The following is an 11194-nucleotide window of genomic DNA, read 5'->3' as shown; positions in this document are numbered from 1 at the left end:
TCCATGAACTGAGTGTTTCGGTTTGCAAATCTCGCAGTTTGACGCTGAACTAGTGCGGCCACCACTGCGGCCCAGACGGGGGAACACATGGCGTTTAAGACCTACACGAAGGACTGCACCGCGCTGAGCGATGCCGAGTTGACCGAGATGGCCGACCTGGCGGCGGAGTGTGAGCGCGGCTTCGATGTCGGCCTGCTCTCCAAACAGCGTGAGGAGTGGGTGCTGGTCACCCTCATTCGGGAGGCCGACGAGGTCGAGTCGCTCGTCGGTTACTCGTACTCCACCCTCGAACGCATCGGAGGAACTCCAGCGGTGCTGCTGGGATTGGCGTACGTGCGTCGTTCCGATGACCGGGACGATGTGCTCAATGCGGTGATGTCGGCCAACTACCACCGGGCCCTGATGGCCTTCCCCGACGAGGACGTGCTGTTGGGGTGCCGCATGGTCAACCCCGGGGCCATGGCCGGTTTCGAGCGGCTGGAGGACATTCAGCCCCACCCCGATGTGGAGGCCGGGGGCGAGGAGCGTCAGTGGGGGCGACGCCTGGCCAAGCGTTTCAGCATTGGCGCCTCACGCTACGCCGCCAAGGCCTTTACCGTTGAGGGTGATGGCTCGTTCCCACCCTGTCTCGATTTCAAGCCACTCGATTCGGCCACCATCGACCCCAAGGTGGCCGAGATGTTCGCCCATCTCGATGTCGACAATGGCGACTCGCTCATCACCTACGGGTGGGCGATGGAGGAAGAGCTGCGCGGCTACACCAAGCCGGACTGAGGCCACCGATGCCCGGCAACCTGGCCGACGGCTCGCTGGCGGTCGTGATGGGTCGGCGACGCATGTGTCGAGATTTCTCGGGTGAGGCTCTGAAGCCCGACCAGTTGGAACGACTGCTCAACCTGGCCCGGCGTGCGCCGTCGGCGGGTTTCACCCAGGGAGTCGCCTTCGTCAGCCTGGAACGATTCTCCGACGACCGCGCGGGGGCCGGTCGCGCCGACCCGCGTCGCGCCGATCCGGTGGAGGCCTACTGGAACCTCACACTTCCGCCGTCGCGTCGAGCTTCGTTCGCCTGGCCGGGTCTGCTCGATGCTCCGGTGCTGGTCACGTTGTGGGTGCGACCGGAGGCGTGGGTTGAGCGCTACGGCTGTGATGACAAGGCACGCGCCCACCTTGGCGACAACCAAGAGTCCTGGCCGGTGCCCTACTGGTGGGTTGATGCGGGTGCCGTGGTGCAAAACCTGCTGCTGGCCGCCGAGGCCGAAGGCCTGGGCGCGCTGTTCTTCGGGATGTTCCACCATGAACCGGAGGTGGCCGAGCGGTTGGGAGTGCCGGCCGGGTGGCGAGGCGTGGGCACGGTGGCGCTGGGCCACCCGGCCCCCGACGGTCGGCGGCCGTCAACATCAGCACGAGCCGGCCGTCCGCCATTGAGCGATCAGTGGCATCGCAACACCTGGGCCACCGACACCTGAGCCGAGCGACTGCGCCCGTATCCCAACCCTCCTCCAGGAGACCCCGCGTGAGCCCCGACATCAGAGATCTGACCACCGCCGACGACGCATCGCTCCTGGCGCTCAACAACGTCGAGGTACCCAGGGTGACCGCCCTGGATGAGGCTGCGCTGAAGCGATACAGGCCGGTGTTGCGCGATGCGCTGGCCGTGGGAGCCGAGGGCGACCCCGACGGCTTCTGCTGGACCGTTGGCCCGGACGCCGACTACTGGTCGGCCAACTATGCCTGGACGTCCCGGCACTACAGCCGGTTTGTCTACCTCGATCGTGTGGTTGTGGCGCCCCGGGCGCGAGGCCGTGGCGTGGCCCGGGCGCTGTACGACGCGGTTTCCGCCCGTGCGGTGGGCACCGCCGATTGGTTCGTGTTGGAGGTGAACACCCGGCCCCGCAACGACGAGTCGCTCGCCTTCCACGCCAGGTTGGGTTTCGAGGAGGTCGGCCGGGCGGAGCCGTACGGCATCGACCCCGCAACAGGCGTCGCCGCCGAGGTTGCCTACCTCGCTCGTCCGGTGCCGTCGCCATGAGCACTTCCGGTGGCGAGGGTTCCTACGGCGCCAAGCTGGCCCGCATCTACGACCTGAACTACTCGGGCATGGGCAAGGACTACGCGGCCGAGGCCAGGCAGGTGCGCACCATGGTGGCCAGGGCGGGCAGCGCCGTGCCATCGCCCAACGCCCCCAGGACGCTGCTCGATGTCGCCTGCGGCACCGGGACCCACCTGGCCGAGTTCGCCCGGTTGGGCTATCGGGTGGCCGGCACCGACCTCAGCGAGCCGATGCTCGAGATGGCCCGAGCACGCCTCGGTGGCGACGTGCCGCTGGTGGCAGGTTCGTTCGAGGACCTGCCCGGTGCGCTCACCAAGATGGCGCCGTTCGACCTGGTGACCTGCCTGTTCTCTTCGATCGCCTACGCGGCCAACGTCGAAACGCTCCAACGGGTACTCGGCGACCTGGCCGCCCTGCTGGGCCCCGGTGGGGCGCTGGTGGTTGAACCCTGGATCGCTGCGGAAGACTGGGTGGTGGACCACATCGGCCACGACACGGCGACCAGCGACGGCACCACGGTGATGCGCATGGCGCACTCCGGCATCGACGGCGACCGGGCGACGATCCATTTCGAACACCTCGTCGGCGACGCCGACGGAATCTGGCGATTCGCCGAACACCACCGCCTGCTCATGGCCCCAACCTCGGTGTACGTCGGCGCGATGGAGGCGGTCGGGCTGACCGTCACCTTCGACCCGGAGGGGTTTGAGTTCGGCGCCGCCCGCCGCGGCCTGATCGTTGGCGTCAGGGCAGGGTCGTGATGGTCCCGGCGGACACCAGGCCCTGATAGGTGGAGCCACCCGGGTAGAAGGTGGTGTTGTTGGTACCGGCAAACTGGTCGCCGAACCAGCCGAGCGTCAGCGTTTGCGTGGCCGACGTGTTCTTGGCTTGCGGCGTGCCGCAGGTGGTCGCACCCAGAGCATTCTGAGCGGGGCCGAAGATGTCGCCGTGGGCCCCGGAGGTGACCTGCGCACCGTGGAAGCTACGGCTGGTCAGGGCCTTGATCACCGCCTGGGTTCCGCTCTGATCGGAGTTACAGCTGTACTTGGGGGAGGCCAACGCATAGACGGGCAGGGAGGTGTTGTTCAGGCCCTTGGCGGCGGTGTCGGTGTTGCTGCCGACGATTGACTTCACCGGGTCCTGCAGCACGACCCCCTTCAGTTTGGCGAAGGTGGAGGCGTCCGAACCGCGCAGTTGGTTGGCCACATACAGCACGGCCTCGCCGCCGGCGGAATGACCTGTGAAGGCCAGCTTCTGTGGCAGTGCCTGCCCGCTTCGGCCGGCCTTCGTCGCGGCATCGGCGTGGCTCGTGCCCAGGGCACTGGAGGGACTGCCAAGACCGCCGAACAATGTCGCCAAATTCTTGAGGAAGGCGGTGTTGTTCCCGATGTTCTGCACGGTGCAACCCTGGACATCGGCGGTGGGCAGGGTGGTGGCCATGGCCAGGTAACCGTTGGCGGCCACCTTGGGACCAAAGTCGGCCCAGTCGTCTTTGGATTCTGTGAATCCGTGCTGAAGCCAGACCAGGCCTTTGGGGGTGCCGGTGGGAAAGTACCAGTCGACCGGCACGTTCTTGCTGCCCAGCCCACATGCCACCTTGACGGTGTTGGAGGCTTTGGCGACGGCGGATGGGGGAGCGGCCGCGCACGCGGCGGCGGCCATCAGGCACAGCGCTGCTGTCGCTGAAATGATGATGCGTCGAACGGAGGAGTGCATGGTCTGGCTCCCGAGGTGTTGGAGAGGGTATGCCAAACGGCACAATCTCAACGTAACCCGACAGCGTTTCCCGTTACCGGTCGAGGAACCCATCAATCCTGATGAGAAAATGCAGCGAGGCCTAATGTCCCAGCAGCTGGTGACGGAGCTCCTCGGGTGTCGTCGCCGGTGGTGAACACACCGAGCCCCGACAGACATAGGCCCGTCCCGCATCGTCACCCTCACCAAGACCGCCCGACTCGTTGCGCCCCTCCCACAACGGGCTGTCGCCGGGCTGACCCCAAGCCAACACGACCGCCGGCAGCCAGTGCGCCCGAACCTCCTCGACCAGGTCGGGTCGGTCGCCGGTGATGACCACCTCGGTCATGCCGCCCGCGTCGTCCTCTGCAGCCGCCAACAGGTGGGCAAACGACATGCCCCGGCCCTCGGCCAGCGGGGCGACCGCGGCGATGATCGCTCGTCCCGCATCGGCGTAGTGGGTGGCGCCGGTGAGCGCGGCCAGCCTCAGCATGGCTCCGGCCGCGACCGAGTTGGCCGAGGGGATGGCCCCGTCCACGACATCGCGTGGCCGCCCCACCAACGTCTCGCCGTCGTCGGGGGTGGTCCAGAGCGTTCCCGTTGACTCGTCCAGGTGGTTGTTCAGCAACTCATCGGCCACGTCCCGGGCTTCAGCCTCCCAGCGGCGCTCGCCGGTGAGCTCACCCAGTCGCACCAGCGCATCGATCAATGCCGCCAGATCGTTGGCCACCGCCCGATGGGAGGCCTCCGCAGCCTGGGCCGACCACGAACGGTGCCAGCGGCCGTCCCGCCGCAGGTGTTCCAGGAGGAACTCGGCGGCGCCCACGGCAGCGTCGCCCCAGCCGGGTTGATCCATGGCGGCGGCCGCCTCGGCCAGCGATGCGATGATCAGGGCGTTCCACTCCACGAGCACCTTGTCGTCCAAACCCGGCTGGGGCCGGTGGCGACGAACCTGCAGCAGACCGGCACGAACCTCGTCGAGAACCCGATCGCGCTGGGGCTCGTCGAGATGCCCGATCCGGTGGGGGATCGACCGGCCCTCAAAGTTTCCAGCAGCGGTGATTCCCCAGTAACCGGCCACCTTGTTTCCTCCATCCTCGCCCATCACCTCGATCAGCTCTGCCGGGGTCCAGGTGGCAAATCGACCCTCCCGACCCGGACCGTTGGGGTGATCGGGTTCGGCGCTGTCCGCATCCTGGGCCGATGCAAACCCACCGGCGGGCAGACGGAGCTCGTCGAGCAGGTAGACAATGGTCTCCTCGACGATCTGGCGGTAGCGGTCCTCGCCCGTGAGTTGCCAGGCATGCAGATAGGGGCGGATCAGCAGGGCGTTGTCGTAGGCCATCTTCTCGAAGTGGGGCACCAGCCATTGGCGGTCGGTCGAGTAGCGAGCAAAACCGCCACCGATGTGGTCCCAGATGCCCCCGGTGGCCATGTGGTCGAGCGCGCTGCGGGCAACCGACAGCGAGGTCTCCGACCCGGTGCGGCGGGCGTGGCGTAGCAGCAGATCGATCGCTGCGCTCTGCGGAAACTTGGGTGCCGACCCGAACCCACCCCATTCGGCGTCGGCGATGTGAGCCAGCCCGAGGACGGCCTCGTCGATCGCCGTCAGGTTTGGGGCGGGGGCGCCGGGATCCAGCGGTTCCGATCTGCGGATCGCCTCGGCCAACGTGTCGGCCTGTTCCTCCAACTCGCCGCGCCTGGTGGTCCATGCGTCGGCGAGCGCGTCGATCAGTTGGGTGAACCCGGGCATGCCCTGACGCGGTTCGGGCGGGAAGTACGTGCCGCAGAAGAAGGGGCGCCCATCTGGGGTGGCCAGCACGGTCATCGGCCAGCCGCCGTGGCCGGTCATCGCCTGGGTGGCCAACATGTACACCGCGTCGATGTCGGGACGTTCTTCGCGGTCCACTTTGACGTTGATGAAGTGCTGGTTCATCCTCGCCGCCACGTCGGGGTTCTCGAAGCTCTCGTGGGCCATCACGTGGCACCAGTGGCACGACGAGTAGCCCACCGAGATCAGCAGCGGCACGTCGCGCTCACTGGCCGCGGTGAATGCGGCGTCACCCCACGGGTACCAGTCCACCGGATTGTGGGCGTGCTGGCGCAGGTAGGGGCTGGTGGAGTTGGCGAGACGGTTGGCCATCACCTCAAGGTAACGGCGGGCGGCCCGGCCATAGGCTCAACCTGTGAACGACACGATCGAACCGAGCCTTTCGCCCGCACCCACCATCGTGGGAGTGGCGACGGCCGTCGGTCGACCGGGCGATCACGAGGCGCCGGACGCCGTCGGGTGGATGGAGCGGGCGCTGGTCGGCGCGCTCGACGATGCGGCCGGGCCGGGTGGGTCGGCGCGTGTTGAGCTGGCCGCCGAGGTTGGCTGGGTCGGGGTAGCCGAGGGCACCTGGCGTTGCAGCGATGCCGGCGCCGTCCTGGCCGAACGCCTGGGGTTGGGAGCAGGCGGGCCCGTGCACACGGTGCGCGCCGACATCGGCATCCTCCAGCAGCGGCTGATCGCCGAAGCGTGCGGGGCGATTCTGCGAGGGGAGGTGCAGGCGGCCGTGGTGGTGGGCGGCGAGGCCCGGGCCCGGGACCGGGCCATCGCCAGGCGCGGCGGCGTGCCGACCGAGACCGCCGGTCCCGAGGGCGCCCAACCGGACGAGGTGATCCATCCGGCCGCCGACCTGATGAGCGACCTGGAACTGGAGCGCGACCTGGCCACCCCGGCAACCCAGTACGCGATCATCGAGGATGCGCTGGCCGGTGCAGACGGCATCGACCGGGCGGCGCTTCGGCGCCGGCTGGGCGACCTGTGGGCCGGGTTTGCCGCCGTGGCCGCCGACAACCCCACCGCCTGGGATCGGAGCGAGCCGCCGTCGGGGGCCATCGTGTCGACCGAGGGCGGAAACCGGATGGTGGCCGACCCGTACACCCGGTCGCTGTGCTCACAGTGGAATGTGGATTCGGCATCGGCCCTGGTGTTGGTGTCCACCGGGTTGGCTGAACGCCTGCGCATCCCGCCTCGACGCCGGGTGACCGTTGAGGCGACGGCCGAGTCAAACCTCATCGTGCCGTTGCCGCAGCGGGCCGATCCCCACCGTTGGCCGGCATTCGAAAATGTGGTCGAGGCACTGGCCGCCCACCTTGGGGTTCAGGTTGAGGAGGGCCTCGGTGCGGAGTTGGTCGACCTGTATGCGTGTTTCCCGTCGGCCGTCCAGGTGCAGGCCCGGGCCCTCGGTCTGCCGCTGGATGCCACGAGGCTGACGGTCACCGGTGGTATGACCTTTGCCGGCGGGCCGCTGAACAACGCCATGCTGGCCTCGGTGGTGGCGATGGCGCAGCGGCTACGTCGTCTGGAGACGAACGACGGATCGGCGAGGGGACTGGTGACGTCGATCAGCGGGATGCTCACCAAGCCCGGGGCCATGATGCTGCGCATCGGCCGGGACGAGCCCGGCGTCCCGGGCCATGGGTTGCCGGACACCGGCGTGAACACCGCGGGGGCTCCGGCGCCGTTCGTGGCGCTGGACGTCACCGAGGAGTCGAGCAGGCACACCGAAGCGGTGGACGTTGATGCCAACCTGACCGGCCGGGCCACGGTGGTTGGCGCCACCGTGATCCCCACCTTCGAGGGACACGATCGCGTGGTGGCGGTGTTGCGAACCCCTCCGGTGGGTGGTCCGGTGTTTCACACGGTGGCCACCAGCGATGCGGAGGCCGACGCGGTTCGGGTCCGTGCATTCGGCGGCGCCGGGGCGACGGCCCACCTGGATGGCCAGGGTGGGTTCACGCTGCTTGAGGCCTGACGTCCCAGGCTGCGGACGGGCATGGGGACGAGCTACGGGCCACCGAGGGTGGTGGGGGTGGGCGTGGGCGGTGGGCCCGCCTGGGCCAACGGAAGGCGCCGGGCCAACGCGTCGGCCAGCGCGGTCATCAGCGGTTCCGCACCCGGGTCGGTGCGTGAGAGTTCCACGCGGGCGGTGACCGTGTCCGTGCGCACCCACAGAGCGCGACCGTCGGTATCGGCCCGACCGGCAACCGACACCGCGCCGACGCCCAAATCGACCACGGTGGCACCCTCCACCCTGCGCTGGGCACCCTCGGGCAGGGCCTCGGGGTCTCGGGGATGTAATTGGATTTCCAGCACCGTGCCGTCGGCGGACTTCCAGATGCAGCCCCCGCCCAGAACGGGCAGTTGCTTTGGAGAGCCGGGCTTGGAGCCGAGCAGGTCGGTGACCTCGTCGCCGGGCACCAGCGCGCATCCGTCGCGGAACTCGCTCTGGTCGCGCAGATCCACCTTGGGGTCGGGCACGTCCTCCCGGCCGAGCACGGCGAACGACATCACGCCGAGCACGATCGTGAACCCGGCGATCACGCTGCCGATCAGCAGGATGACCGCCATGCCTCGGCCCAGCCTCCGCCGTTCGGTGTCGCGTCGCTCCGGCCTCGGCGACGGGGACTGGTCGCCGATCGGGTTCGCGGGTGCGTCATCCACACCGAAACCCTAACGGCCATGCTCGAAGCGAAAGCCGCAGCGATCGGTGTGTGCCCCAAGGCCGAGGGCCGGGCGACAGGCTCGATGCGATCGCGCAGCCTCGCTATTCTCGGATGGTGATCACACGGCACAATATCCACCGATCGATCCAGGTCCCTCGATGAACCCATTTGTGTTGGGCGTGGACCTGGATGGCGTGTGTGGTGATTTCACCGAGGCGTTCAAGCACGTGGTCGCCGACGAACTGGGCGTCCCCGTCGAATCGTTGCCGACCAATCGGTCGTGGGGCTTCGACGAGTGGGGTCTGGCCCCCGACACGTTGGGGGAACTGCTGCGCACCGCAGCGGTGAAGCATCGCATGCTGGCGAAGATGGAGCCGATCGCCGGGGCGGTTGAGTCCTTGTGGCGGCTGTCCGATGCCGGGGTGTGGATTCGTATCGTCACCCACCGCCTCTACGTCAACTGGAGTCACGCGGTCGTGGTGGCCGACACCGTGGCCTGGCTGGATCGGGTGCAGATCCCGTACCGCGACATCTGCTTTCTCGGCGCAAAACCCGATGTGGCCTGCGACTGCTACATCGACGATGCCCCCCACAATGTCAAGGCGTTGCGTGCCTCAGGCAATCAGGTGATTTGCTTTGGCCAGCCCTACAACACCGACATCGCCCAGCCACGGATGGACAGCTGGGATGAGGTGGAGGATTACGTGTTGCACCTGGCGGCCAACGGCGGTCATCAGGTACAGATCCAACTCCCTGGCTTCCCGGTGCACGTGGACAGGTTGGCCTCGGTGCAACGACCCGATCCGAGCTGACGCCTACCGCAGTCGGGACCGTCGCAGCTTGCCCAGCTCGGTGCGGGGCAGCTCGTCGACCAACGTGAGCTGCTGCGGGGCGCAGTAGGCGGGCAGGTGTTCCTTGACGATCCCGCGCAGTTCGCCAAGCGATGGGGGAGCCGAGGGGTCGGTCGGTACCACCAGCGCCTCCACCGCCTGGCCCCACTCCGGATCCGGCCGGGCCCGCACTGCGGCATCGGCCACCCGGGGGGCGCCGCGCAACAACGCCTCCACGGGCTCCGGCCACACTTTGTGCCCGCCGCTGACGATCACGTCGTCTGCCCGGCCCTGCACGCTGAGGCGCCCATCGGGGCCCATGCGCCCCAGGTCGCCGGTGGCCAGAAACCCCTCCGGGTCGAAGGGAACGGTGCCGTCCCGGTAACAGCGCATCATCGTGGGCGACGAGATGCGGATCTCGCCGAGACCGTCGTGGTCGGGTGCTTCGATGTGGACGGTCACCCCGTTGAGGGGCAGGCCGTCGTAGACGACTCCTCCTGCGGTCTCGGTCATGCCGTAGGTGGCGATGCAGTTGTCCGGCCGATCGGTGGGGATTGCCGAGCCACCCAGCAGAATGCGACGAAACAGCGACGGGTCGATCCGGGCCAGGGCCGTGGTCACCAGTGAGGTGTGGGTGGCGCCTGCTCTGGCGGCGGCCTCGACTGCGCCGGCCTCGAACCGGGGCAGGAGTTCCAGCCCGGCGCCGGTGTGAAGTGCCCGAGGGATGATCGAGAAGCCGCCGATGTGGTTCAGTGGCAGCGCCACCAGCCACCGGGTGTCGCCTTCGACTCCGAGCGCCGTGGACGTTGCGAACGCCATGTACTCGAGTGAGCGGTGGGTGTGGACGATGCCCTTGGGTCTCCCTGAGGTGCCCGAGGTGGCAATGATGAGCGCATCGCCGACGGCGATCGGTCGTCCACCGGTGAGGGCGAACGGGTCGCCGGCGGCGTCGATGAGCACGTCCGGGGCCAGCGTCGCCAGCAGGGTGTCGAGATGGGGTTTGGGCGCATCAACCGGAAGCGGCGCCACGGCATCGCCCTCGTCCCAGATGCGTTGTACTTCACGAAGAAAGCGGAGCCCGCCCTCCATCTGCAACGCCACGAGCCGTCCGGTCACGTTGGCATCGTAGAGGCCCCGGATAAAGTCGCCCGGGTGCCAACCGATGCAGCGACCGCTCTGACGACCCAGAACCGGTGGGTGCTCGGCGCCCGCCCGCGCACCCTGCCTGCGGCAATTGCGCCCGTGCTGGTGGGAACTGCGGTGGGGGTGTGGACCTCGGTTGGGGTTGAAGCGCAGTTTCACTTCATCGCCTGGCGCTTTCTGTGTGCCCTCGTCGTGGCGCTGGCCGTTCAGGTCGCCACCAACTACGCCAACGACTACTCCGATGGCCGGCGGGGCACCGATGACCCGGGACGGCGCGTGGGCCCACCCCGCCTGGTGGGCGACGGCCTGGCCACACCCGCCGAGGTCAAGCGGGCCATGCTGGTGGCGTTCGGGGTGACACTGGTCGCCGGCGCACCGTTGGTGATCCTGGTCGACTGGCGTTTGGCCCTGGTCGGTGTGGCGTCGGTGGCCGCCGGGTGGTTCTACACCGGCGGACCCAGTCCGTACGGCTACGCGGGACTGGGCGAAGTGTTCGTGTTCGTGTTCTTCGGCCTGGTGGCCACGGTGTTCTCAGCGTTTGTGCAGTCGGGACAGATCACGCTGCTTGCCATCGGCGCCGGTGCCGCCATGGGCCTGTTGGCCACGGCCCTGCTGGTGGTGAACAATCTGCGCGACATCCCGGGCGACACGCTCTCGGGCAAGCGAACGCTGGCGGTCCGGCTGGGACCGCCGAAGACCCGTGTCCTCTACGCCGTCTGCATGCTGGGACCGTTCATCCTGTTGATGTTCATCGCCGGATGGTCGGGTCGCCTGATCGGTGCCGCGGCGTTCGTCGCGCTGCCCTTGGCGAACATCGCCTTGACCCAGGTGTTTCGAGGGGCCGAGGGCCAGGGGCTGATCAAGGTCCTGGGACGCACCGGCCAGGTGCAACTGGTTTTTGGGGTGCTGCTGGCGATTGGCCTGGCGATCGGGCCGGTGTAGG

At 68.2% G+C, this 11194-nt stretch carries 11 protein-coding genes; 7 read left to right on the top strand and 4 right to left on the bottom strand.

Going from position 1 to position 11194, the window contains the following annotated elements; all coding sequences use genetic code 11:
- Positions 1 to 87 precede the first annotated feature (87 nt).
- The 4 genes from MPARV_RS0108745 to MPARV_RS0108730 are packed head-to-tail and all read left to right on the top strand — an operon-like array spanning position 88 to position 2811.
- Positions 88 to 774, top strand: a complete 687-nt coding sequence (locus tag MPARV_RS0108745) for a hypothetical protein (protein WP_012228907.1) — start codon at positions 88 to 90, stop codon at positions 772 to 774.
- Positions 775 to 782: 8 nt separating this feature from the next.
- Positions 783 to 1466, top strand: a complete 684-nt coding sequence (locus tag MPARV_RS0108740; protein ID WP_020377973.1) for a nitroreductase family protein — start codon at positions 783 to 785, stop codon at positions 1464 to 1466.
- A 47-nt stretch (positions 1467 to 1513) separates the two neighbouring features.
- A complete protein-coding gene (locus MPARV_RS0108735; protein ID WP_012228900.1) occupies positions 1514 to 2029 on the top strand; it encodes a GNAT family N-acetyltransferase in 516 nt (171 codons plus the stop codon).
- Complete coding sequence (locus MPARV_RS0108730; protein WP_012228899.1) at positions 2026 to 2811, top strand: class I SAM-dependent methyltransferase; 786 nt, start codon at positions 2026 to 2028, stop codon at positions 2809 to 2811. The genes MPARV_RS0108735 and MPARV_RS0108730 overlap by 4 nt, the downstream gene beginning before the upstream one ends.
- On the opposite strand, the gene MPARV_RS0108725 is transcribed toward MPARV_RS0108730, so the two are convergent.
- Both MPARV_RS0108725 and MPARV_RS0108720 read right to left on the bottom strand, forming a co-directional pair.
- Complete coding sequence (locus tag MPARV_RS0108725) at positions 2795 to 3766, bottom strand: alpha/beta hydrolase (protein WP_012228898.1); 972 nt, start codon at positions 3764 to 3766, stop codon at positions 2795 to 2797. The two genes, MPARV_RS0108730 and MPARV_RS0108725, sit on opposite strands and share 17 nt — an antisense overlap.
- Positions 3767 to 3887: 121 nt before the next feature.
- Positions 3888 to 5927 (bottom strand): thioredoxin domain-containing protein, encoded by a 2040-nt coding sequence (locus MPARV_RS0108720; RefSeq protein ID WP_020377971.1) that lies wholly within the window; start codon positions 5925 to 5927, stop codon positions 3888 to 3890.
- Positions 5928 to 5970: 43 nt separating this feature from the next.
- On the opposite strand from MPARV_RS0108720, the gene MPARV_RS22515 reads away from it, so the two are divergent.
- Positions 5971 to 7587, top strand: coding sequence for a hypothetical protein (locus tag MPARV_RS22515; RefSeq protein WP_020377970.1), 1617 nt, complete (start codon positions 5971 to 5973; stop codon positions 7585 to 7587).
- Between the two features lie 32 nt (positions 7588 to 7619).
- Here MPARV_RS22515 and MPARV_RS0108705 read toward each other — a convergent pair whose 3' ends face one another.
- A complete protein-coding gene (locus tag MPARV_RS0108705; RefSeq protein WP_012228895.1) occupies positions 7620 to 8276 on the bottom strand; it encodes a hypothetical protein in 657 nt (218 codons plus the stop codon).
- Positions 8277 to 8436: 160 nt separating this feature from the next.
- Here MPARV_RS0108705 and MPARV_RS0108700 point away from each other — a divergent pair, with 160 nt between their 5' ends.
- On the top strand, positions 8437 to 9090 hold the full coding sequence (locus tag MPARV_RS0108700; protein ID WP_020377969.1) for a 5' nucleotidase, NT5C type: 654 nt from the start codon (positions 8437 to 8439) through the stop codon (positions 9088 to 9090).
- Positions 9091 to 9093: 3 nt separating this feature from the next.
- On the opposite strand, the gene MPARV_RS0108695 is transcribed toward MPARV_RS0108700, so the two are convergent.
- Positions 9094 to 10224, bottom strand: a complete 1131-nt coding sequence (locus MPARV_RS0108695; RefSeq protein WP_020377968.1) for a class I adenylate-forming enzyme family protein — start codon at positions 10222 to 10224, stop codon at positions 9094 to 9096.
- 36 nt (positions 10225 to 10260) lie between these two features.
- On the opposite strand from MPARV_RS0108695, the gene MPARV_RS0108690 reads away from it, so the two are divergent.
- Positions 10261 to 11193, top strand: coding sequence for a 1,4-dihydroxy-2-naphthoate polyprenyltransferase (locus MPARV_RS0108690; RefSeq protein WP_020377967.1), 933 nt, complete (start codon positions 10261 to 10263; stop codon positions 11191 to 11193).
- Position 11194 lies beyond the last annotated feature (1 nt).

Origin of the sequence: Candidatus Microthrix parvicella Bio17-1 (assembly GCF_000299415.1) — a bacterium.
Lineage (GTDB): Bacteria > Actinomycetota > Acidimicrobiia > Acidimicrobiales > Microtrichaceae > Microthrix > Microthrix parvicella.
This window is presented reverse-complemented; position numbering and strand designations above follow the sequence as displayed.

What these genes read in the sequence shown, in the direction of transcription:
- MPARV_RS0108745 (WP_012228907.1), top strand. Translation starts at nt 88, where the DNA reads ATGGCGTTTAAGACCTACACGAAGGACTGCACCGCGCTGAGCGATGCC.
- MPARV_RS0108740 (WP_020377973.1), top strand. Translation starts at nt 783, where the DNA reads ATGCCCGGCAACCTGGCCGACGGCTCGCTGGCGGTCGTGATGGGTCGG.
- MPARV_RS0108730 (WP_012228899.1), top strand. Translation starts at nt 2,026, where the DNA reads ATGAGCACTTCCGGTGGCGAGGGTTCCTACGGCGCCAAGCTGGCCCGC.
- MPARV_RS0108725 (WP_012228898.1), bottom strand. Translation starts at nt 3,766, where the DNA reads ATGCACTCCTCCGTTCGACGCATCATCATTTCAGCGACAGCAGCGCTG.
- MPARV_RS0108720 (WP_020377971.1), bottom strand. Translation starts at nt 5,927, where the DNA reads ATGGCCAACCGTCTCGCCAACTCCACCAGCCCCTACCTGCGCCAGCAC.
- MPARV_RS0108700 (WP_020377969.1), top strand. Translation starts at nt 8,437, where the DNA reads ATGAACCCATTTGTGTTGGGCGTGGACCTGGATGGCGTGTGTGGTGAT.